The sequence below is a fragment of the Bacillus sp. FSL P4-0290 genome, from assembly GCF_037975435.1.
GTDB lineage: Bacteria > Bacillota > Bacilli > Bacillales > Bacillaceae > Bacillus > Bacillus subtilis.
On sequence record NZ_CP150253.1, the window covers coordinates 498976 to 521792 of the forward strand.

General features: G+C 44.2%; 28 protein-coding genes. 24 read left to right on the plus strand and 4 right to left on the minus strand.

Annotated elements, in window-relative coordinates:
• The first annotated feature begins 147 nt into the window (after nt 1–147).
• From MKY10_RS02535 to MKY10_RS02555, 5 genes are all read left to right on the plus strand, one after another.
• Nucleotides 148–1200 (plus strand): AI-2E family transporter, encoded by a 1053-nt coding sequence (locus MKY10_RS02535; RefSeq protein ID WP_015252777.1) that lies wholly within the window; start codon nt 148–150, stop codon nt 1198–1200.
• A gap of 276 nt (nt 1201–1476) precedes the next feature.
• Nucleotides 1477–2403, plus strand: coding sequence for an ABC transporter ATP-binding protein (locus MKY10_RS02540; RefSeq protein ID WP_003246573.1), 927 nt, complete (start codon nt 1477–1479; stop codon nt 2401–2403).
• The gene (locus tag MKY10_RS02545; protein WP_044052632.1) at nt 2396–3163 is read left to right on the plus strand and encodes an ABC transporter permease; all 768 of its coding nucleotides are present in this window, start codon (nt 2396–2398) and stop codon (nt 3161–3163) included. Before MKY10_RS02540 ends, MKY10_RS02545 begins: the two co-directional genes overlap by 8 nt.
• A gap of 94 nt (nt 3164–3257) precedes the next feature.
• Nucleotides 3258–3593 (plus strand): hypothetical protein, encoded by a 336-nt coding sequence (locus tag MKY10_RS02550; protein WP_003225151.1) that lies wholly within the window; start codon nt 3258–3260, stop codon nt 3591–3593.
• Nucleotides 3594–3722: 129 nt separating this feature from the next.
• The gene (locus MKY10_RS02555) at nt 3723–4868 is read left to right on the plus strand and encodes an acyl-CoA dehydrogenase family protein (RefSeq protein WP_029726543.1); all 1146 of its coding nucleotides are present in this window, start codon (nt 3723–3725) and stop codon (nt 4866–4868) included.
• Between the two features lie 23 nt (nt 4869–4891).
• On the opposite strand, the gene fbpB is transcribed toward MKY10_RS02555, so the two are convergent.
• Nucleotides 4892–5071 carry a Fur-regulated basic protein FbpB gene (gene fbpB, locus MKY10_RS02560; RefSeq protein ID WP_010886410.1) on the minus strand — a complete coding sequence of 60 codons (180 nt, stop codon included), beginning with the start codon at nt 5069–5071 and terminating at the stop codon, nt 4892–4894.
• Nucleotides 5025–5189: a Fur-regulated basic protein FbpA gene (locus tag MKY10_RS02565; protein ID WP_003225157.1), complete on the minus strand. Its 165-nt coding sequence runs from the start codon at nt 5187–5189 to the stop codon at nt 5025–5027. The genes fbpB and MKY10_RS02565 overlap by 47 nt, the downstream gene beginning before the upstream one ends.
• 247 nt (nt 5190–5436) lie before the next feature.
• Between MKY10_RS02565 and MKY10_RS02570 the strand changes: the two genes are divergently transcribed.
• Complete coding sequence (locus tag MKY10_RS02570) at nt 5437–6309, plus strand: cation diffusion facilitator family transporter (RefSeq protein WP_029726541.1); 873 nt, start codon at nt 5437–5439, stop codon at nt 6307–6309.
• A 14-nt stretch (nt 6310–6323) separates the two neighbouring features.
• Here MKY10_RS02570 and MKY10_RS02575 read toward each other — a convergent pair whose 3' ends face one another.
• Nucleotides 6324–6644, minus strand: a complete 321-nt coding sequence (locus MKY10_RS02575) for a thioredoxin family protein (protein ID WP_003234326.1) — start codon at nt 6642–6644, stop codon at nt 6324–6326.
• A 153-nt stretch (nt 6645–6797) separates the two neighbouring features.
• Between MKY10_RS02575 and MKY10_RS02580 the strand changes: the two genes are divergently transcribed.
• From MKY10_RS02580 to MKY10_RS02600, 5 genes are all read left to right on the plus strand, one after another.
• The gene (locus MKY10_RS02580) at nt 6798–7883 is read left to right on the plus strand and encodes a D-alanine--D-alanine ligase (protein WP_044052631.1); all 1086 of its coding nucleotides are present in this window, start codon (nt 6798–6800) and stop codon (nt 7881–7883) included.
• A 71-nt stretch (nt 7884–7954) separates the two neighbouring features.
• Nucleotides 7955–9328 carry a UDP-N-acetylmuramoyl-tripeptide--D-alanyl-D-alanine ligase gene (gene murF / locus MKY10_RS02585; protein ID WP_015252772.1) on the plus strand — a complete coding sequence of 458 codons (1374 nt, stop codon included), beginning with the start codon at nt 7955–7957 and terminating at the stop codon, nt 9326–9328.
• 399 nt (nt 9329–9727) lie between these two features.
• Nucleotides 9728–11212: an ATP-dependent RNA helicase CshA gene (gene cshA / locus MKY10_RS02590; protein WP_003246685.1), complete on the plus strand. Its 1485-nt coding sequence runs from the start codon at nt 9728–9730 to the stop codon at nt 11210–11212.
• Nucleotides 11213–11384: 172 nt separating this feature from the next.
• Entirely contained in the window at nt 11385–11864 is a 480-nt protein-coding gene (locus MKY10_RS02595; protein WP_003234318.1) for a PH domain-containing protein, read from the plus strand.
• Entirely contained in the window at nt 11854–13335 is a 1482-nt protein-coding gene (locus MKY10_RS02600; protein WP_038428384.1) for a PH domain-containing protein, read from the plus strand. The genes MKY10_RS02595 and MKY10_RS02600 overlap by 11 nt, the downstream gene beginning before the upstream one ends.
• A gap of 196 nt (nt 13336–13531) precedes the next feature.
• Here the strand turns inward: MKY10_RS02600 and MKY10_RS02605 are convergent, their stop codons facing one another.
• Nucleotides 13532–14131, minus strand: coding sequence for a rhomboid family intramembrane serine protease (locus tag MKY10_RS02605; RefSeq protein WP_015252769.1), 600 nt, complete (start codon nt 14129–14131; stop codon nt 13532–13534).
• Nucleotides 14132–14225: 94 nt separating this feature from the next.
• Here MKY10_RS02605 and acpS point away from each other — a divergent pair, with 94 nt between their 5' ends.
• From acpS to rsbX, 13 genes are all read left to right on the plus strand, one after another.
• On the plus strand, nt 14226–14591 hold the full coding sequence (gene acpS, locus MKY10_RS02610) for a holo-ACP synthase (RefSeq protein ID WP_015252768.1): 366 nt from the start codon (nt 14226–14228) through the stop codon (nt 14589–14591).
• A 165-nt stretch (nt 14592–14756) separates the two neighbouring features.
• Entirely contained in the window at nt 14757–15773 is a 1017-nt protein-coding gene (locus tag MKY10_RS02615; RefSeq protein ID WP_080019556.1) for an outer membrane lipoprotein carrier protein LolA, read from the plus strand.
• A 114-nt stretch (nt 15774–15887) separates the two neighbouring features.
• Nucleotides 15888–17057 (plus strand): alanine racemase, encoded by a 1170-nt coding sequence (alr, locus tag MKY10_RS02620; RefSeq protein ID WP_015252766.1) that lies wholly within the window; start codon nt 15888–15890, stop codon nt 17055–17057.
• Nucleotides 17058–17172: 115 nt separating this feature from the next.
• Nucleotides 17173–17454 (plus strand): type II toxin-antitoxin system antitoxin EndoAI, encoded by a 282-nt coding sequence (gene endB / locus MKY10_RS02625; RefSeq protein WP_003225183.1) that lies wholly within the window; start codon nt 17173–17175, stop codon nt 17452–17454.
• Between the two features lie 4 nt (nt 17455–17458).
• Nucleotides 17459–17809 (plus strand): type II toxin-antitoxin system endoribonuclease NdoA, encoded by a 351-nt coding sequence (gene ndoA / locus MKY10_RS02630; RefSeq protein WP_003156187.1) that lies wholly within the window; start codon nt 17459–17461, stop codon nt 17807–17809.
• Between the two features lie 114 nt (nt 17810–17923).
• Complete coding sequence (rsbRA, locus tag MKY10_RS02635; protein ID WP_015252765.1) at nt 17924–18748, plus strand: RsbT co-antagonist protein RsbRA; 825 nt, start codon at nt 17924–17926, stop codon at nt 18746–18748.
• Between the two features lie 4 nt (nt 18749–18752).
• Nucleotides 18753–19118 (plus strand): RsbT antagonist protein RsbS, encoded by a 366-nt coding sequence (gene rsbS / locus MKY10_RS02640; RefSeq protein ID WP_003225190.1) that lies wholly within the window; start codon nt 18753–18755, stop codon nt 19116–19118.
• 3 nt (nt 19119–19121) lie between these two features.
• Nucleotides 19122–19523, plus strand: a complete 402-nt coding sequence (gene rsbT, locus MKY10_RS02645) for a serine/threonine-protein kinase RsbT (RefSeq protein WP_003246640.1) — start codon at nt 19122–19124, stop codon at nt 19521–19523.
• 11 nt (nt 19524–19534) lie between these two features.
• Nucleotides 19535–20542, plus strand: coding sequence for a phosphoserine phosphatase RsbU (gene rsbU / locus MKY10_RS02650; protein ID WP_015252763.1), 1008 nt, complete (start codon nt 19535–19537; stop codon nt 20540–20542).
• A gap of 61 nt (nt 20543–20603) precedes the next feature.
• The gene (rsbV, locus tag MKY10_RS02655) at nt 20604–20933 is read left to right on the plus strand and encodes an anti-sigma factor antagonist RsbV (protein WP_003234298.1); all 330 of its coding nucleotides are present in this window, start codon (nt 20604–20606) and stop codon (nt 20931–20933) included.
• Nucleotides 20930–21412: an anti-sigma B factor RsbW gene (gene rsbW / locus MKY10_RS02660; protein ID WP_003234299.1), complete on the plus strand. Its 483-nt coding sequence runs from the start codon at nt 20930–20932 to the stop codon at nt 21410–21412. The genes rsbV and rsbW overlap by 4 nt, the downstream gene beginning before the upstream one ends.
• Nucleotides 21378–22166 carry an RNA polymerase sigma factor SigB gene (sigB, locus tag MKY10_RS02665; RefSeq protein WP_048654765.1) on the plus strand — a complete coding sequence of 263 codons (789 nt, stop codon included), beginning with the start codon at nt 21378–21380 and terminating at the stop codon, nt 22164–22166. Before rsbW ends, sigB begins: the two co-directional genes overlap by 35 nt.
• Entirely contained in the window at nt 22166–22765 is a 600-nt protein-coding gene (gene rsbX / locus MKY10_RS02670) for a phosphoserine phosphatase RsbX (protein ID WP_003246608.1), read from the plus strand. Before sigB ends, rsbX begins: the two co-directional genes overlap by 1 nt.
• Nucleotides 22766–22817 lie beyond the last annotated feature (52 nt).

A 22817-nucleotide genomic window follows, 5' to 3' on the forward strand; every position in this document is an offset into this window, starting at 1 on the left:
AAAAAGAACGGCCCATCCATGGGCCGTTTTTTTAATTGTTTAAGAATTATTAAGGTAAGGACAGAGACCTCAGCATTTTTTTGTTATATAATTTACAAATGGATACTATATTGAATGAAGGACGTTTGTCCTAACAGGAGTGTATAAATGGCCGCTTTAGTTAAATTTTTTCAGCACCCGGGAGTAAGGCGTTTCTCCATCTTTGTCGTGTTAACTGGTGTGTTATATCTATTTAAGAGCATGATCAACTTAATATTGCTTACCTTCATTTTCACATTTCTTATGGATCGTTTGGAGCTTGTCGTGCGGCAGTTTGTAAGCCAGTTCTTCCGCGTGAGCCAGCGGGTTGTCATTACGTTTCTTTACATGTTGCTGGCTGTGCTGCTTACAGTCGGGGGCTTTGTGTTTTATCCGGTCGTCGCGGCACAGATCCAGCAGCTGGTAAAGCAGATTAAACATATTGCGTATCATCCTGACAGCATCCCTTTCTTTGATGAGATCACCAGTGTCTTCGGAGATATTAACATCAGTTCATATGTCAAAGAGGGCTTCAATGTAGTGTATACGTATCTGGCCGATATCAGCACATTCGGCTTGCAGGTCGTGATGGCGCTCATTCTCAGCATGTTTTTCTTATTTGAGAAAAAACGGCTTTCTGAATTCATGGCGAAATTTAAAACGAGCAAACTGAGGGTCTTTTATGAGGAGATTGCTTTTTTCGGAAGCAAATTTGCAAGAACGTTCGGCAAGGTGCTCGAGGCTCAATTTATCATTGCGCTCGTCAACTGTATTCTGACGTTTATCGCGCTTTGGATTATGCATTTTCCGCAGCTGTTTGGGCTTTCGATTATGGTGTTCTTCCTTGGATTGATCCCTGTAGCAGGCGTCGTCATTTCCCTGATTCCGCTCAGCATTATCGCCTACAGCACTGGCGGTGGAATGTATGTGCTCTACATTGTCCTTGTCATATTCGCCATTCATGCGATCGAAACCTATTTCTTAAATCCGAAGCTGATGTCGGCGAAAACAGAGCTGCCAATTTTTTTCACCTTCACAGTACTCATTTTCTCTGAACACTTCTTCGGCATTTGGGGTTTAATTATCGGGATTCCGATCTTTGTGTTTCTCCTTGATATTCTGGATGTCACCAACAAGGAAGATAGGTCTAAAGGACCCCGAGAGAATAGCGATAAAATGTAGTTTAAAATCGAATAATGAGTGTGCCTCGATCTGCCGGCCTGCCTGTTCAAGGCATGGAATTAAGACTCGGAATCGGAGCTTGGCATTGCTTCGCACAGTGGTGAACACAACAGGTGACAATGCCTGTCATCATTACAGAAACTGAAAAGAACAAACAGTCGGAGTAAACGCTCATCATCGGTTTAACCAAACATTTGGAAGCAACAAATGCTATAATATAAACAGTGCCTAATGTTAGGCACTGTTTATTTTTTGTCGAAAAAGGAGGAAGGCTTTATGGCTGAGCCGATTTTACATATTGAAGGCCTCGATAAAAAGATTGGGTCTAAACAGATTTTAAAACAGATCAGCATGGACGTCATGGAGGGTGAAATCATCGGCCTTCTCGGTCCAAATGGTTCCGGAAAAACAACACTCATCCGTATCATCGTCGGGCTGCTGAAACAAAACAGCGGAAGCGTGACAATCAGCGGATTCCAGCATGATACAGAGTTTGAAAAAGCGATGGAAGCGGTTGGAGCGATTGTTGAGAACCCTGAGTTCTATCCGTACCTGACAGGCTGGGAAAACCTCAAGCACTTTGCGAATATGCACAAAAAAATAGCGGATGAACGGCTTGATGAAGTGGTGGAACGTGTCGGGCTGACGTCAGCGATTCATGATAAGGTGAAAACCTATTCCCTTGGGATGCGCCAGCGTCTGGGAATCGCCCAGGCAATTCTTCACCGGCCGAAGCTTCTCATTCTAGATGAACCAACAAACGGACTCGATCCTGCGGGGATGAAGGATTTTCGCGATCATATTAAAGAGCTCGCAGAAATGGAAGGAACAGCTGTCCTGTTCGCCACTCATTTATTGCGCGAGGTTGAAGACTTGTGCGACCGTGTCATCATCATTCAAAAAGGTGAGATCAAAGCGGAAGTCAGCTTACAAGGAACTGATCAAACCACAGAAAAAGCGATTATAGAAGTGCAGCCGCAAGAAAAAGCGCTCAATTGGCTGACAGGCAATCAATATCAAGCTGAGAGCCAAGACGGGACAATTGTAGTTGAGGTGGCAAAAGAAAACATACCGGAGCTGAACCGATCACTTGTCGGACAAGATCTGAATGTGTTTTCCATTACGCCTTACACGCAGTCACTGGAAGACGAATTTATAAAAGCGACAACAGCTCATCAAGAGGAGGGAGAAGAGCTTGTCTAAATTAATTTGGAATGAACATATGAAACTTTTTAATCGGAAGGTCACTTTGATTTCTCTTATCCTGATGGCTGTCTTTCAATTCTTCATGGCATTGATCATTAAACGGATTGTCATCAGTGCCGGAACAGATGAAAACTTCATCGGCTATTTATCGTATACACCGAGCCTGAACATTTTGCTGCAGGCTTTAACGATCGTAATTGCAGCAACAATTGTTTCGATGGAATTTGATAAAAAGACGATCAAATTTTTGCTCATTCGTCCGGTTAAACGCCAAAAGGTCTTTTGGTCAAAATTAATCACAGTCGTGATGGTAAGCTTCTATTTGTATCTGGCATACTACATTCTGGCATTATTATTCGGTCTCGTGTTTTTTGGCACATCGGTGACTGCGGAATCAAAGACATTGCTGGTCAACACCTTGGCGCTGATCGGGTCAAACTGGCTTGAAGCTGTAATGATGGGATTATTCGGGCTGCTTTGTTCTTCGCTGTTCCGCAACAGCGCGGTAGCAGTTGTTGTTTCTTTTGTCGTTTTATACGGAGCGAGTACACTTGTTCAGCTCATGAAGTTGTTTGAAAACAAGTGGGGCAGCTTTTTGCTTTTTGCGAACACTGACTTTACGCAATACAGAAGCGGAGAGACAGCGTTGTTTTCAGGCATGACGCCATTGTTTTCAATTGGAATTCTCATCATACATGCCATATTCTTCATCGTTGTTGGCTGGTGGTGCTTCTGTAAACGGGATGTTCGGGTCTAAAGGCAAGGAATGACATTTTTGTGAAAAAGCTCACGTAAATCAATATCATTTGATATTTTGGTTTATACTAAAGGTACTGACGGAGGTGTCTGGATTGAGGAACTTTATTACCGCTTTACCGATCGTATTGCTGCTTGGATTCTCATTTGTGTCATTCATGTTTCAGTTTGAACATCTTGTTTATTTCAGGCTCGCGCTTGGGTTGTTTTCTCTCGTGGGACTGTACATGATATATAAAATGAAGACGGGCATCCGCTATTTTATCATCTATCTGTATGCCAGCTGGATTGTGTTGGCCGCAGTGACCGCTTTTGAAGAGCCGATTTTCTCAAGCTTTTTCTTTGGCGGCCTGGTGATGACGATGGGTTACCTGACATATATGCTGATTTATCTCGGCATGAAACAAGACCGGGATGCAAATCCTGTGTAATCGCGCTGTTCCCTTGGGGAACGGCGTGTTTTTTTATACTGGACAAAAAGATTAACAGTTGCGGAAAAATGGCAGGAAATCTATAATACATATTAAATTTATCGGAATTAAAACTTGGGGGGCTGCCGGATGTCATTATTTATACAAAACGATCAACAGCGGCAATGGATGGAGAAAATCGGACGGATTGCGGATGAATTTCAGCAAACAGCTGCTGAAGATGACGATCAGGGACGTTTTCCTGCAGAGAAAATACAAAAACTGCGTGATGCTGGGTATACAGCATTAACATTGCCGGCATCTCATGGCGGAGGGGGCATTTCTGTTTACGATATGCTCCTGTTTCAAGAACGGCTTGCACGGGGAGATGCTCCGACGGCTCTTAGCATCGGCTGGCATTTGAGCGTGATCGGGGAGCTTGGAGAAGGCAACAGCTGGGATGAAGACGTATTTGCATTTGTTGCCAAGGAAGTCCAAAACGGAGCTGTCATTAACAGGGCGGCGACTGAAGCGAAAACCGGAAGCCCGACAAGAGGAGGGCGTCCCGGTACACACGCCGTCAAAAAGGATGGCAAATGGGCAGTGAACGGGAGAAAAACCTTTACGACGATGTCTCAAGCACTGGATTATTTTTTAGTAACCGCATGGATTGAAGACAAACAAACAACAGGCGTGTTTCTCATTCATAAAGATGATCCCGGCTTGTCGATTGAAGAAACGTGGGATATGATGGCGATGCGGGCGACTGGGAGCCATGACCTTGTACTGAACGAAGTCATGCTTGATGAGAATAAGCTGGTGGAACTGCTTCAAGGGCCTCGCGGAGCTAAGCCGAATGGCTGGCTGCTTCACATTCCGGCGATCTATCTTGGTGTTGCTCAAGCTGCTCGTGACTATGCAGTGCAATTTGCATCTGAGTATTCTCCAAACAGCTTGAATGGACCGATCAAGAATGTCCCGGCCGTACAGCAAAGAACAGGCGAAATGGAGCTTGAACTGCTCAATGCCAGACACTTTCTTTTCCATATCGCTCAATTGTATGACGATCCGGTGCGGCGTCCACACTTGACCAGCGAGCTCGGTGCGGCGAAACATATCGTCACAAACGCTGCGCTGTCTGTTGTTGATAAAGCGATGAGAATTGTCGGGGCCAAAAGCCTGGAACGAACCAACCCGCTTCAGCGCTATTACCGTGATGTGCGCGCCGGTCTTCACAACCCGCCGATGGATGACGCCGTGATACACAAGCTGGCAGCTGAAGCGTTTGAGTCATAAAAAAAGAGCCTAGCCGGCTCTTTTTATGTATTGTTTTGCTCTTGCAGATTTTTTTGATGCTTGCGGTCAATTCTGTCATAAATAACGTTCATCAGCTTTGGATTGCCCATAATCGCCTCTTTGTTTTCCTGGATCAGCTGTTGGTAAGTTTTCACTTTACGCTTCGGCATGCTCCGGCGCCCTCCTGACATGTTTGTATTCACTTTCTAACTCCGTCAGCGACAATTCATACAGATGACGCTTTGACTTTTTGTATATACCATTCTGTATTAACAGATGAATGAGCTGTTTTTTTCTGATTTCTGCAGACTGAGGTGTCATTGTGTCACCAACCTCCAATCAAACGATATTGATAATCATTATCAATTAACTTCAGTATACAATGTCCGCGTTAGCCTGTAAAGGTGAAAACAGTCCTATTCTTTCGCCAATTTACAAACATTCAACAAATCGACAAAAAGTTTCCCGGGCAATAATTTGCTGTCGAAATATTCCGCTTCATTGAACGCACCCTGCTATTTTTCATGTTTTGAACCATACTATGTAATAGAATGGAGGCTGGTATTCAATGGAGCGGACAGAAAATCTGAAAAAGGGAGAAAAAGGGGCGCTCTTCAATATTTTTGCATATGTCATTCTTGCTGTTGTAAAGCTAGTCATCGGGATTCTATATCATTCTGAAGCGCTGAGAGCAGACGGGTTAAATAATGGAACAGATATTGTTGCGTCAGTAGCAGTGCTGATAGGATTGCGGATTTCTCAAAGACCGGCTGACAGCGATCATCCATACGGCCATTATCGGGCTGAAACAATTTCGTCTCTTGTTGCGTCTTTTATTATGATGGCAGTCGGCATTGAAGTGTTAATCGGCGGAGGAAAAGCGATTGCGGGCGGCACAACGGAAACGCCAAATCTTATCGCGGCATGGACGGCGTTAGGCAGTGCTGTGTTTATGTATGGCATCTATTTATATAACAAAAGGCTGGCAGCATCCATTAAAAGCTCTGCCCTGATGGCAGCGGCAAAGGACAGCAGGTCAGACGCTTTTGTAAGCGCAGGCGCGTTTATCGGTGTTTTTTCGTCCCAGCTGAAGCTGCCGTGGATTGATCCGGTAACGGCTTTTATCATCGGCATCATCATTTGCAAAACAGCGTGGGATATCTTTAAAGACGCTTCACATTCCTTAACAGACGGCTTCCATTTAAAAGATCTTGAGCCTTACAAACAGACCGTCGGCAGGATCGAAAATGTGCATCGCCTAAAGGATGTGAAAGCGAGGTATTTAGGCAGTACAGTTCATATCGAGATGGTCATTACGGTTGATCCGAAGCTTACAGTAGAAGAAGGCCATGGAGTGGCGGATGAAGTAGAAGACAAAATAAAACATGAACACGATGTCACTCATGTTCATGTTCATGTAGAGCCTGACGACATAAAATAAGGCTGTTTAACGAATTAGCTTATATGTTCAGATAAAAATTCAGTCACTTCTTCAGGCGTTTTGGCATTGGCGCTGTGAAGGTGAGCTGTTTTTTCACCGTTCTTGAAAATAAGCAGGCTGGGAATGCCCATTACTTGGTATTTTTCAGCCAGGTCAGGAAGCTCGTCCTTATTCAGCTCATACCAATCGTTTTGGTTGTATTCTTCCAAAATATCGCCGATGAACATATTCATGCGTGTGCAGTCTGGGCACCAATCAGCATAAAACTTTACAATGATTTCTTTATCAGATTGAATCAGTTCATTAAATTGTTCGTTTGTTGTGATTTTTTTCATATGTCACATCTCCTTTTCAATGCCATTTTAATATAAAATAAAAAGGAATTACATACAAATGCATTCAACATCAGCATGCCCAAAAATAATTAGATCATTTTCCGGTGAAAATGATAAGATAGTAAAGATGAATTGTAGTGGGGGGAGTATCCATTGAAAACAAGTCTAGGATTAGTGTACGGAGGAAAGTCGGCAGAACATAATGTTTCCCTGCAGACGGCTCTGGCTGTAATCAAAGCGCTAAATACTGAGAAGTTTGATATACATCCGATTTATATAACAGAAAAAGGCGAATGGGTAAGAGGCGCCCGTTTAACTGAGCCTGTTTCAAATGTGAAAATGCTTCAATTTGAGCAAGGAGGCAGTGCTTTTTCTCCAGCTGCCCTGAACCAGGAGATGTTTCCGCAGGAAGCGTCACAGCAAAATGAAGCCATCGACGTCGTATTCCCGCTCCTCCACGGACCGAATGGAGAAGACGGTACGATCCAGGGAATGCTCGAGCTGTTGAACATTCCTTATGTCGGCAACGGAGTGCTTGCTTCCTCAGCCGGCATGGATAAAGTTGTCATGAAACATTTATTTGCGCAGGCCGGCCTTGCTCAGGCTAAATACGCAGCTTTCCTTAAGAAAGACTGGACTCGTTCTCCGAAAGAAAGCTGTGAGCAGGTTGAACAGGAATTAGGCTACCCTTGCTTCGTAAAACCGGCGAACCTCGGCTCAAGTGTCGGAATCAGCAAATGCCGAAACCGTGAAGAACTGCAAAAAGCGTTTGAGATTGCTTTCCAATATGACCGCAAAGTTGTCGTTGAAGAAGGAATTAACGGCCGCGAGATTGAGATCGGCGTACTTGGAAATGATGATCCTAAATGCTCTGTTGTGGGAGAAATCGCACCGAAGACAGATTTCTATGATTACAAAGCGAAATATGAGGATGGAGATACTGATCTGATGATTCCGGCGATTGTGACTGATGAGGAATACGCAAAAATCAGTGATATGGCGATCAAAGCGTTTAAAGCGATCGACGGTTCAGGACTCGTCAGAGCGGACTTTTTCCTGACAGCTGACGGCGAAGTTCTGATCAATGAAGTCAACACAATGCCTGGCTTTACACCTTTCAGCATGTTCCCGCTGCTCTGGAAAGAAGCCGGAGTGGAATATGCTGACCTGATTGAACAGCTTGTGGAGCTTGCAAAAGAACGCCACGCTGAAAAACAATTGATTAAGCATACATTCTAATGAAGAAGGACACTGCCGGTAAAAGGGCAGTGTTTTTTCCCGTATATACAAAAGAAAGAGAGGGACCTTACTTGATTAAGCGAACAGTAAAAAACATTGCCGAAATGGTTAATGGCACACTAACAAATCCGCAATATGAACAAACAGTCATTCATGGAGTGGCAACCGATACAAGAAAACTGGAACAACATCAGCTCTTCATTCCGCTGAAAGGGGAACGTTTTGACGGCCACACTTTTGTGGAGCAGGCTTTTGAAGCTGGTGTAGCGGCTGTTCTTTGGGATCGGTCAGAACCAAATCCGCCCGAGAATCACGCCGTCATTTTAGTGGACGATACCCTTACCGCACTTCAGCAGCTTGCAAAAGCCTATTTGCAGGAGCTTGGCACGCGTGTCATCGGAGTAACCGGAAGCAATGGCAAAACGACAACAAAAGATATGATTCACGCCGTACTGGGGACCAAGTACCGTGTTCACAAAACAGGAGGAAACTTCAATAATCATATCGGTTTGCCGCTGACGGTTTTAGCGATGCCTGAAAATACGGAGATCGCCGTATTGGAGATGGGAATGAGCGCCAAAGGAGAAATTGACCTCTTGAGCCGACTGGCAAACCCGGATGCGGCAGTGATTACGAATATCGGCGAATCGCATATGCAAGACCTTGGCTCTAGAGAGGGCATCGCGGAGGCGAAGCTTGAAATCATTAACGGGCTTAAAGAAGACGGAGTGCTGATTTATATCGGGGACGAACCGCTTCTTCAAAATGCATACAGCTGCCAGACGAAAACGTACGGTACGGGAGCGCATAATGATTATCAGCTTCAGGATGTCAGCCAGAGTGAGGAAGGAACCCATTTTACAATCAAAGGGATAATAAACACGTTTTTTATTCCAATACTCGGCAAGCACAATGTGATGAACGCCATGGCAGCGATTGCTGCAGGAGCTTATTTTGGCATCACGCCTGAGGGTGCGGCAAAAGGACTGAGCGGCCTAAAGGTAACCGGGATGAGACTTGAACTCATCAAAACAGACAGCGGCCTTTCGATAATCAATGACGCTTATAATGCGAGCCCGACTTCCATGAAAGCTGCAATTCAATTGACAGAAAGCCTCGAAGGCTACGGCAAAAAAATGCTCGTGCTCGGTGATATGCTTGAGCTCGGCGATCTTGAAGAAACGTTCCATAAAGAGTGCGGCGCTGTGATCAGCCCTGATAAAATTGACCGCGTCTTTACGTACGGAAAACTGGGAGCTTTTATCGCGGAAGGCGCCCTGAAACACTTTGAGAAAGACCGCGTCAGCCATTACACTGAGAAAAAAGATCTCCTCCAAGCTGTGAAGGAAAACGCATCAAAAGGCGATTTGATTTTATTCAAAGCGTCCAGAGGTATGAAGCTTGAAGAAATCGTTAAAGATTTAATAGAGAGCCCGCTTTCATAAGAAAATATTTTGCGAAAAAACGCATATTGCATCATAAAATAACATGATATGCAAACACTAATGTATGCCGGCCGAAAATTATGTATATCTGGCCGGCTGCGGCTATGATACAATATATATAGGTTATTTCGCGATACGAACATATTCGTCCGGACTTTTCATCGTGACCCGAAGTTCTCCGCTGGATTCTTGGGAGCGGATGGAGCAGCAGCCGGCATATTCGAGATGCCGATCTGCTTCTCATCTTATTGAAAAACAAATAGTGTAATGGTAAGATAAAACTTAAAGTAATTCGGGCTTTGTATACGGATGGATCCTGTCCTTCTTGTCTAAAGGGCAGTTTTATAAGTGGTAAATCACGACATTACTGAAACAGCAATTAGAAGGAGTTTGAATAATTTGACTATAACGTTTCAAGATTTTAATTTAAGTTCTGATCTCATGAAAGCAATTAATCGTATGGGATTTGAAGAAGCAACACCGATTCAGGCACAAACGATACCGCTCGGACTTTCAAATAAAGACGTCATTGGACAAGCGCAAACAGGTACAGGTAAAACAGCTGCGTTTGGTATACCCCTTGTTGAAAAAATTAACCCCGAGTCTCCTAATATTCAAGCAATCGTAATCGCGCCAACCCGTGAATTAGCCATTCAAGTATCTGAAGAATTGTATAAAATCGGACAAGATAAACGTGCGAAGGTTCTTCCTATTTACGGCGGACAGGATATTGGACGGCAAATCCGGGCGTTAAAGAAGAATCCGAATATTATTGTCGGAACACCTGGACGTCTTCTTGACCACATCAATCGCCGCACCATTCGTTTAAACAATGTTAATACTGTTGTAATGGATGAAGCGGATGAAATGCTGAACATGGGATTCATTGATGATATTGAATCTATCCTTTCAAACGTGCCAAGCGAGCATCAGACACTTCTGTTCTCTGCCACAATGCCTGCGCCGATCAAACGCATTGCAGAGCGCTTTATGACTGAGCCGGAACACGTAAAAGTAAAAGCGAAAGAAATGACGGTTTCTAACATTCAGCAGTTCTATTTGGAAGTGCAAGAACGCAAAAAATTCGATACACTGACTCGCCTTCTTGACATTCAGTCTCCTGAGCTTGCGATCGTATTCGGACGTACAAAACGCCGTGTCGATGAGCTGGCTGAAGCCCTGAACCTTCGCGGATATGCAGCTGAAGGTATTCACGGTGACTTAACGCAGGCGAAACGTATGGTTGCGCTTCGTAAATTTAAAGAAGGCGCAATCGAAGTTCTAGTCGCAACTGATGTTGCCGCTCGCGGACTTGATATCTCAGGTGTTACACACGTATACAACTTCGACGTGCCTCAAGATCCTGAAAGCTACGTTCACCGTATCGGAAGAACGGGCCGTGCAGGAAAAACAGGTATGGCGATGACGTTTATTACACCGCGTGAGAAAAGCATGCTTCGCGCAATTGAACAAACAACAAAACGCAAAATGGACCGCATGAAGGAGCCTACACTTGATGAAGCGTTAGAAGGCCAGCAGCAGGTTACTGTTGAACGTCTTCGCACGACAATCAGTGAAAACAACCTGAACTTCTACATGACAGCGGCAGCTGAGCTGCTTGAAGATCATGATGCAGTAACAGTGGTTGCGGCGGCTATCAAAATGGCTACAAAAGAGCCAGACGACACACCGGTTCGCTTAACAGACGAAGCGCCGATGGTCAGCAAACGCTACAAGAACCAGCGCTCTTCTAAACGCAGAGACGGTCAAGGCGGCGGCTACCGCGGCGGAAAAGGGAAAAGCAACAACCGTTCTTCCTATGACAAAAAGCGTTCAAACGATCGCCGTTCTTCAGGTGACAGACGCCAGAAAAAATCTTACTAATTTGATCGATTCAGAGCCCAAAACATGATGTTTTGGGCTTTTTTATGTTCGCGATTTGTTATTCAGCAAATTTTCAGCTGACGGAAGCCATTTTTCTCTGTATGCTTAAGAATGAAACCTTTCTGTAAAAGAGACGTATAAATAACGACGAAAAAAAGGGAGGTAGGTATTTTTGAGAGAGCAGCCAAAAAACCAAATCAGTCCAGACGGATTAAAGGTTTGGCGACTTCAAGAGATCATCATATCCGCTGTTTGCTTACTTATTGTCATTGCAGTTGCAGTGTTAAGCTATTATTTTCATTGGCCGTACTGGATCAGCGGCGTGCTCGGCGCGGTTTGGCTGTTGGGATCGATTGTGACGGTCTTTATCATTCCGAAGGTCCGTCATAAGGTGTGGCGATATGAAGTCCATGAACATGAAATAGATATTCAGTCAGGTATTTTTGTGGTAACACGTGTGATTGTTCCGATGGTCAGAGTTCAGCACGTCGATACGTCACAAGGGCCATTATTAAAAAAATACAACCTGGCAACGGTGAAAATTTCCACGGCCGCGACCGTTCATTCGATCCCCGCTTTAGAGATGGAGGAAGCGGATCGGCTGAGAGACTCCATTTCCCGTCTGGCGAGGGTGACTGATGATGATGTCTGAACCGAAACGCCTGCACCCGGCAGCAGTCATTTTGAATTTATGCCATACCATTATTCAAACGATAAAAAATATCATTCTGCCATTCTTTTTTGTGTATATTGTCAATTCAAACCATACTGTCCGTTTTTACGGAGCCATTGCGCTCGGTGTGCTATTCATCTGGCTTGTAGCGGCAAGCATTATCAAATGGAGAAGGTTTACCTATCGAATTGAAGATGATGAATTTAGAATCGAAGAAGGCTTATTTGTTACGAAAAAGCGATACATATCGATTGATCGGATTCAAACGATGAATACGAGCGCAGGCCTTGTCCAGCAAATCTTTAAGCTTGTGAAGCTGCAAATTGAAACAGCAGGCGGAGGCAAGGAGGCAGAAGCCGTTCTTTCTGCTATTTCTGTTGAAGAAGCGGAACGCATCAAAGAAGCTGTCTTTAAGAAAAAAGCGCAAAGACGAGAAAATGAACTTGATGAAGAACGGCTTGAAGCTGAAGAGGAGTTGGTTCCGGCCGTTGAGGTGCAAGAGCACTATCGCATGAACGCGAAAGAATTGCTCATGGCCGCTTCTACCTCCGGCGGAATCGGAGTCATTATCTCCGCTGTATTTGCACTTATTTCCCAGCTTGATGAAGTGCTGCCAATGGATTGGTTATTCGATAAGTTTTCCTTCCTTCAGCACGCCAGCATCGGTATTTACGCGGTACTGATTTTTATCGGTTTATTTATCGCCTGGATTTTCAGCATCGCGGGCATGATGTTTAGATACGCGAACTTTCAAATCATAAAAAAAGAGCAGGAACTGGTGATTTCAAGGGGAATTATTGAAAAACATCAAGTCACGATTCCATTGCGAAAAATACAAGCCATTAAAATCAAAGAAAATATCATTCGTCAGCTTTTCGGCTTTGTAACGGTGTCCATCGTCAGCGCAGGAGGCGGTGACCGGGAAAAAGAAGAAGGCGCTTTGACCATTCTCTTTCCAATGATTCATAAAAAAAAGCTTCCGCACATGCTCCGAACATTTACGCCGGAATACACGCTGGAAGAAAACTGCCGCCGCCTGCCGCGGCGCGCGTTGAAACGCTATTTGTTCCGTTCTGTCATTTTTTCACTCTTTTTGATCATCCCGTTATGTATCTTCTTTCAGCCATGGGGCTATCTGTCAGTGATCCTGCTGCCGATAGAATTGTTCTTCGGCTATCTCGCGTATAAAGAGGCTGCATGGACGATCAACGGGGACCGTCTTCAGCTGACGTCTAGATTTATAGGCAGAACAACCGCCATTGTACTGAAAAAACGAATGCAGGTCTGCAAGTTCAGCCAATCCTATTTCCAAAAGAAAGGCCGCTTGTATACCATTTCTACTTCGGTGAAATCATCGAGCCATATGGAAGAATTAACGGTGAGGGATGTAGGTGAAGAGGATGCAGCCTTCATTTTAAAGTGGTACTCATATGAAAAAGCGGACGGTTAATACCGCCGCTCCAGCGTGTCGGCTAACCCTCGCATTCGTTGTCAGGACTGCGCTTCGGTGCTCACGAATTAGAACATTCGCTCCGCTCCTATGCTCGTCCTTCCTAGACTTCAAGGGTTTTCAATCACGCTGAAAAGATGACAAAATCCTAAAATGAAAACCATTTTAGGATTTTGTCAACAATCTGAAGCGGCGGTTAATACCGCCGCTCTTTTTTTTGCACGCATAAAAACGAAAGAAGAAACCCGCCGCATAGTCCAAACAAATGGGCCATCATGTTAATATTGGAGTTGATAAACGACATGAGAACGGCAAATGCGAGCAGTGTGATGATCATTTTGGAATGCTCCTGCCCAATTAACTCATTGCGAAAAAGAACCATAAACAGGTACACGCCGAATAGCCCGAAAATTGCGCCTGAAGCACCGACATGCACGTAATCAAGCGGCTCTGTAACATAAGTGCCGATATTGCCGATGATGCCGGAGCCGGCGTATACAAGAAGGAAACGCGCTTTTCCCAGCATGCGTTCCAAAGCCGGGGCAAATAAAAAGATGGACATGGAATTAAACAGCAGATGTGTGAAACCGGCGTGCAGCAAAATCGGTGTGATCAGCCGCCACCATTCCCCGTTTGCGACACCTAGATTATAGCCTGTGACGGTATCCCTCCATAACATGACTGAATGGGCAGGAAGTGAAAAAAACAGCCAGAGAACAGCTTGCAAAGCCAATATAAAGGTGACAACGGGGTAAAGCCTGATAAACGTTTTAAAATTTTCAGTCCGTATAAACATTCCGAGCCCCTTTTCTTCATTTTGGTATATCTATAGTAACACGTTTATGAGACAAACCATTTAAATAGTACGTACGCAAAGGAGGTTATCATACATGATTTACGGCATTGGGCTGGACATTACCGAGCTTAAACGCATCGCCTCTATGGCTGGGCGCCAGAAAAGGTTTGCCGAGCGGATTTTGACGCGAAGCGAGCTTGACCAATACTATGAGCTTTCAGAGAAAAGAAAAATCGAATTTCTCGCAGGCAGATTCGCGGCAAAAGAAGCTTTCTCGAAAGCATTTGGCACCGGCATTGGGAGGCAGCTCAGCTTTCAGGACATTGAAATTAGGAAAGACCAAAATGGCAAGCCCTATATCATTTGCACGAAACTGAGCCAGGCTGCCGTTCACGTATCGATCACTCATACAAAAGAATACGCTGCCGCGCAGGTTGTGATTGAAAGGTTGTCAAGCTAGTCTGCATATTAGGGAAACCCCACTCATATATTTGATAGTGCATTAAGGGAGACAAGTTGTTTGAGGCTTTTATGGTACGCATCTGTTCTGCCTAAACGTGTACCGAGCGTACCGTTAAAGTCAAACAAGCGATTTCTTCCTTTTACATCAATTGAGAAAAAGGGGTTGAAAAAGGTGAGAAAAAGCTTTGTTTTGCTTTTAACGGGACTGCTTGCTGTTCTTATTCTTTCTGCCTGCGGGCAAAAAACACAGCAAGATATTGTGGCCGGGTTAGATGAAAAGGCGAAAGAATACACCTCGTACAAAGCAAAAGCGAAAATGACCATCGAGACAGGGAGTGAGCCTCAAGTATACAATGTGGAAATCTGGCACAAAAAGCCGTCTCTGTACAGGGTTTATTTAGAAAATCCGAAAAAGGACCAAAATCAAGTCATTTTACGAAATGAAAACGGAGTATTCGTTCTCACGCCGTCTTTAAATAAGAGCTTCAGGTTTCAAAGCGATTGGCCGAACAACAGCAGCCAGGTTTATCTGTTTGAATCGCTCGTAAAGGATGTTCAAAACGATTCGGATGCAGTTTTCACAGCGAAAGAAAAGAAATACGTATTCGAAACAAAAACAAACTATCAGCATAACAAAATGCTGCCCACGCAAGAAATCACATTTAACAAAAAAGATATGAGCCCGTCATCTGTCAAAGTGATGGATACTGACCGGAAAGTGATGGTCAAAGTAGAATTCAGCAGCTTTGAATTTAATAAACAATTTGATAAAGAATCATTTGATGAAAAGAAAAATATGACCCTTTCTCAAATGGATGTTGCCACAAGCGCGAAGCCTTCCGATACATTTGCGGTCAAAACGCCGCTGGAACTGCCGCTTGGCGTCAAGCTGCTTGAAGAAAAAGATATATCTACTGAAGACGGGAAGCGCATCATCATGACGTACGGAGGAGAAAAATCATTTACGTTAATTCAGGAAAAAGCCCAGATTGCCAAGGCTTCCTCCTCCGTTACGCTGAACGGCGAACCGGTAAATCTCGGCTACACCATCGGCGCCTTGTCGGATGCATCATTGTCATGGACATATGAAGGTGTAGATTACCTTCTCTCTTCTAAAGATCTTTCTAAAGAGGAAATGGTGAAAGTAGCGAAAAGCATGCAGGGACAATCATCGAAATAACCGCCAAAGGCCAAACATGATTTGGCCTTTTTTTCGTTAGACATCGTTTCCCTTTAGCCTTTAATTTTAGTATGATATGTAAATGATATTGAATAAAAGCTAGGAAGTGTCGTAATGAGCACAAAACCTTTTTACAGAGATACGTGGGCGGAAATTGACTTGTCCGCAATAAAGGAAAATGTCAGCAATATGAAAAAACATATCGGTGAACATGTCCACCTGATGGCAGTTGTGAAAGCAAACGCCTACGGGCATGGTGATGCAGAAACAGCAAAGGCTGCTCTTGACGCAGGTGCTTCATGCCTGGCCGTGGCCATTTTGGATGAAGCGATTTCACTGCGCAAAAAGGGATTGAAGGCGCCTATATTGGTGCTTGGCGCGGTTCCCCCAGAGTATGTGGCAATCGCTGCTGAGTATGACGTGACCTTAACAGGTTATTCTGTTGAGTGGCTTCAGGAGGCAGCCCGCCACACGAAAAAAGGTTCTCTTCATTTTCATCTGAAGGTCGATACGGGGATGAACAGGCTTGGTGTAAAAACAGAGGAAGAAGTTCAGAACGTGATGGCCATTCTTGACCGCAACCCTCGTTTAAAGTGCAAAGGGGTATTTACCCATTTTGCGACAGCGGATGAAAAAGAAAGAGGCTATTTCTTAATGCAGTTTGAGCGCTTTAAAGAGCTGATTGCTCCGCTGCCGTTAAAGAATCTGATGGTCCACTGCGCGAACAGCGCCGCCGGTCTCCGGCTGAAAAAAGGCTTTTTTAATGCAGTCAGATTCGGCATCGGCATGTATGGCCTTCGCCCGTCTGCTGACATTTCGGACGAGATACCGTTTCAGCTGCGTCCGGCATTTACCCTGCATTCGACGCTGTCACATGTCAAACTGATCAGAAAAGGCGAGAGCGTCAGCTACGGAGCCGAGTACACAGCAGAAAAAGATACATGGATCGGGACGGTGCCTGTAGGCTATGCGGACGGCTGGCTCCGAAAATTGAAAGGGACCGACATCCTTGTGAAGGGAAAACGCCTGAAAATTGCCGGCCGAATTTGCATGGACCAATTTATGGTGGAGCTGGATCAGGAATATCCGCCGGGCACAAAAGTCACATTAATAGGCCGGCAGGGGGATGAATATATTTCCATGGATGAGATTGCAGGAAGGCTTGAAACCATTAACTATGAGGTGGCCTGTACAATAAGTTCCCGTGTTCCCCGTATGTTTTTGGAAAATGGGAGTATAATGGAAGTAAGAAATCCTTTATTGCAGGTAAATACAAGCAATTAACTTACCTAAATGGAGAATTCATAAAACAGCTTTGCTTGAAGAGTGAATAATGGTATCATTATCACTGGATGGATAAAAGAGTCGTATCCGTAAGTTTGGTGGAGGTGTATGTTTTTTGTCTGAATCCAGCGCAAGAACCGAAATGAAAATCAGCTTGCCCGAAAACCTAGTAGCTGAATTGGATGGTGTAGCGATGCGGGAGAAACGAAGCAGAAACGAACTGATATCACAAGCAGTGAGAGCGTATGTCAGCGAACGAACAACTCGTCACAACCGTGATTTGATGAGACGCGGCTATATGGAAATGGCGAAAATCAACCTGAATATTTCTTCTGAGGCTCACTTTGCGGAGTGCGAGGCTGAAACGACAGTTGAGCGCTTAGTCAGCGGAGGATAATCATTTGATTGTGAAACGCGGCGATGTTTATTTTGCTGATTTATCTCCTGTTGTTGGCTCAGAGCAAGGCGGGGTGCGCCCGGTTTTAGTGATCCAAAATGACATCGGAAATCGCTTCAGCCCAACTGCTATTGTTGCAGCCATAACAGCACAAATACAGAAAGCGAAATTACCAACCCACGTCGAAATCGATGCAAAACGCTACGGTTTTGAAAGAGATTCCGTTATTTTGCTGGAGCAAATTCGGACGATTGACAAGCAAAGGTTAACGGATAAGATTACTCATCTGGATGATGAAATGATGGATAAGGTTGATGAAGCCTTACAAATCAGTTTGGCACTCATTGATTTTTAGACATATTTGCAGGTTGCTCAAATAGAGCAACTTTTTTTGTTTTCAAAAAACATAAACGATATAATAGTGAAATAACGAAAAAATATGTTGTTTTTTATTGGGAGGTAAGCGAATTTGATGTCGAACCAGACTGTATACCAGTTCATTGCCGAAAATCAAAATGAACTGCTCCAACTGTGGACTGACACACTAAAAGAATTAAGCGAGCAAGAATCCTATCAGCTGACTGACCAAGTGTATGAAAATATATCTAAAGAATATATCGACATTCTGTTGCTGTCTGTTAAGGACGAAAATGCTGCTGAAAGCCAAATCAGCGAACTGGCGCTTCGAGCGGTCCAAATCGGACTGTCTATGAAGTTTTTGGCTACTGCGTTTGCTGAATTCTGGAAGCGTCTCTACACGAAAATGAATGATAAGAGATTGCCAGATCAAGAGAGCACGGAATTAATCTGGCAGATTGACCGCTTTTTCAGCCCGATTAACACAGAAATTTTTAATCAATACTCAATCTCATGGGAAAAAACAGTATCTCTGCAAAAAATCGCGCTGCAAGAGCTGTCTGCGCCGCTTATCCCGGTGTTTGAAAATATCACTGTGATGCCTCTTGTCGGAACAATTGATACCGAACGCGCGAAACGAATTATGGAAAACCTTCTTAATGGCGTCGTCAAACACCGTTCCCAAGTCGTGCTGATTGACATTACAGGTGTCCCTGTCGTCGATACGATGGTTGCCCATCATATTATTCAGGCATCAGAAGCTGTAAGGCTTGTCGGAGCAAAATGCCTGCTGGCCGGAATCCGCCCGGAAATTGCTCAAACCATCGTCAATTTGGGGATTGATTTATCCCAAGTTATAACTAAGAATACCCTGCAAAAAGGAATTCAAACAGCATTGGAAATGACGGATCGAAAAATCGTTTCATTGGGGGAATAACATTTTGAGACATCCGAAAATCCCGATCTTGAAACTGTATAATTGCTTATTAGTGTCCATTCAGTGGGAACTTGATGACCAAACAGCATTAACCTTTCAAGAAGACTTATTAAATAAAATATACGAAACAGGTGCTAACGGAGTCGTCATTGACCTGACATCTGTGGATATGATTGATTCATTTATCGCGAAAGTGCTGGGCGACGTCATTACAATGTCTAAGTTAATGGGGGCTAAAGTCGTCTTGACCGGCATTCAGCCTGCTGTGGCAGTGACGCTGATTGAACTTGGAATCGCACTTGAGGAAATCGAAACTGCGCTCGACTTAGAGCAGGGGCTTGAGACATTGAAGCGGGAATTGGGGGAATAGCGAATGAACGACCAATCCTGTGTAAGAATCATGACAGAATGGGATATTGTGGCCGCCAGACAGTTGGGACGAAACGTTGCGAAAGAACTGGGTTTCGGCACGGTAGACCAGGCTAGAATTACAACGGCTATTTCAGAATTAGCCAGGAATATTTATTTATATGCCGGCAAAGGGCAGATTGGAATTGAACAGGTCGCAGACAGAGGAAAAAAAGGCCTGAAAATTATAGCGGAAGACCAAGGGCCGGGAATTCCTGATATCCGAAAAGTCATGGAAGACGGGTTTTCAACGTCTGGAGGACTTGGTGCGGGACTTCCCGGGGTCAAAAGGCTGATGGATGAATTCAGCTTAAATTCCGTAGCGGGGGAAGGAACAGAGATACAAGCCATCAAATGGCTTCGGTAGGAGGTAAGAACGTGGATTTTAGGGAGGTTATTGAGCAGCGGTATCATCAGCTGCTTAGTCGATATATAGCCGAATTAACAGAAACATCTTTATATCAAGCCCAAAAATTCAGCCGAAAAACAATCGAGCACCAAATTCCTCCGGAAGAAATCATCAGCGTTCACAGAAAAGTGCTGAAGGAGCTGTATCCAAGTCTCCCGGAAGATGTGTTTCATTCGCTGGATTTTTTAATAGAAGTCATGATTGGCTATGGAATGGCTTATCAGGAGCATCAAACCCTTAGAGGGATACAGCAGGAAATCAAATCAGAAATTGAAATCGCGGCAAATGTCCAGCAGACGCTTCTCGGAACTAAAGTTCCTCAGGAGGAAGCGCTGGATATCGGCGCCATCAGTGTTCCCGCTAAACAGATGAGCGGTGATTACTACCACTTTGTCAAAGACAAGGAATCCATCAATATCGCAATCGCGGACGTGATCGGAAAAGGCATTCCAGCGGCTTTATGCATGTCCATGATTAAATACGCAATGGACTCTTTGCCGGAAACGGGCATACACCCTTCTCAAGTGCTGAAAAATTTGAATCGTGTTGTTGAACAAAACGTTGATGCCAGTATGTTTATTACGATGTTTTATGCGAATTACAATATGGACAAGCATCAATTTACATATGCTTCAGCGGGACATGAACCGGGATTCTATTATTCTCAAAAAGACAACACGTTTTACGATTTAGAGGCCAAAGGACTCGTTCTCGGCATCTCGCAGGACTATGACTACAAACAATTCGATCAGCATCTGGAAAAGGGCGATATGATTGTTTTATTTTCTGACGGCGTCACAGAATGCAGAACGGAAAACGGTTTCTTGGAGCGTCCTGATCTGCAGAAGCTCATTGAGGAACATATGTGTTCCTCCGCGCAGGAAATGGTCAAAAACATTTATGACAGCCTCCTCAAATTGCAGGATTTTCAGCTTCACGATGATTTTACGTTAATTGTTTTGCGGAGAAAGGTTTAACGTCTGTCAGACGAGGGTATAAAGCAACTAGTGATTTGAAGGAAAATTTGAGGTGATACGAATGAATATAAATGTTGATGTGAAGCAAAACGAGAATGATATACAAGTAAACATTGCAGGAGAAATTGATGTATACTCAGCCCCGGTGCTTAGAGAGAAGCTCGTTCCTCTGGCAGAACAAGGAGCTGACTTAAGAATTTGCCTGAAAGATGTCAGCTACATGGACAGTACCGGATTGGGCGTTTTTGTAGGGACCTTTAAAATGGTGAAAAAACAAGGCGGTTCGCTGAAACTTGAAAATCTATCTGAACGGCTGATCCGACTGTTTGACATTACAGGCTTGAAGGACATCATTGATATTTCTGCAAAGTCAGAAGGTGGAGTGCAATGAAGAATAATGCTGATTACATCGAAATGAAAGTGCCGGCCCAACCTGAATATGTGGGAATTATAAGACTGACGCTGTCAGGGGTCGCAAGCAGAATGGGCTATACGTACGATGAAATTGAAGACTTGAAAATCGCAGTCAGTGAGGCGTGCACAAATGCGGTTCAGCACGCTTACAAAGAAGATAAAAATGGGGAAGTGTCAATACGATTCGGTGTGTTTGAAGACCGTTTAGAGGTTATTGTGGCGGATGAAGGAGACAGCTTTGACTTTGATCAAAAGCAGCAGGATCTAGGGCCGTACACACCTTCGCACACAGTTGATCAATTATCAGAAGGAGGGCTCGGTCTATATTTAATGGAAACGCTCATGGATGAAGTCAGAGTGCAAAACCACTCCGGCGTCACCGTAGCGATGACAAAGTATTTAAATGGGGAGCGAGTTGATCATGACACAACCATCAAAAACTACGAAACTAACTAAAGATGAAGTCGATCGGCTCATAAGCGATTACCAAACAAAGCAAGATGAACAAGCGCAGGAAACGCTTGTGCTGGTGTATACAAAACTGGTTGATATGCTTGCGAAAAAATACTCAAAAGGCAAAAGCTTCCACGAGGATCTCCGCCAGGTCGGCATGATCGGGCTGCTAGGCGCGATTAAGCGATACGATCCTGTGGTCGGCAAATCGTTTGAAGCTTTTGCAATCCCGACAATCATCGGTGAAATTAAACGTTTCCTCAGAGATAAAACATGGAGCGTTCATGTGCCGAGACGAATTAAAGAACTGGGTCCAAGAATCAAAATGGCGGTTGATCAGCTGACCACTGAAACACAAAGATCGCCGAAAGTCGAAGAGATTGCCGAATTCCTCGATGTTTCTGAAGAAGAGGTTCTTGAAACGATGGAAATGGGCAAAAGCTATCAAGCCTTATCCGTTGACCACAGCATTGAAGCGGATTCGGACGGAAGCACTGTCACGATTCTTGATATCGTCGGATCACAGGAGGACGGATATGAGCGGGTCAACCAGCAATTGATGCTGCAAAGCGTGCTTCATGTCCTTTCAGACCGTGAGAAACAAATCATAGACCTTACGTATATTCAAAACAAAAGCCAAAAAGAAACTGGGGACATTCTCGGTATATCTCAAATGCACGTCTCGCGCTTGCAACGCAAAGCTGTGAAGAAGCTCAGAGAGGCCTTGATTGAAGATCCCTCGATGGAGTTAATGTAATGATCCAGGTTGAAGAAAACGAGCATATTCAAACTCTAGTATATCAACTGAATAAAGAAGGGAAATCGATTTGCGGTGACAGTTTTTTTATGAAAGCTGATGATAAGGAGTTAATTTGCGCGGTTGCTGACGGACTGGGAAGTGGATCACTTGCTAATGAATCCTCTGCAGCCATCAAAGACTTAGTGGAAAACTATGCGAGTGAAGACGTAGAAAGCATTATCGAACGCTGTAATCAGGCGATGAAAAACAAAAGAGGCGCTACAGCATCTATCCTGAAAATCAATTTTGAGCAAAGGCAGTTTACGTACTGCTCTGTCGGAAATGTACGGTTTATTCTGCATTCCCCGTCTGGTGAAAGCTTTTATCCTCTGCCGATTTCGGGCTATTTATCAGGCAAGCCGCAAAAATACAAAACGCACACCGCCACCTATGAAAAGGGTTCAAAGTTCATTATACATACAGATGGACTCAACGTACCTGATATCCGCTCCCATTTGAAAAAAGGCCAATCGGTAGAAGAAATATCGAATTCGCTGAAAATGTATACGACATCGAGAAAAGATGACCTGACCTATATTCTCGGACAGCTGTCCTAGAGAATAAGAACAAGAAGAAGCCGGAATGCCGGCTTCTTTTTTTATGTGTTTT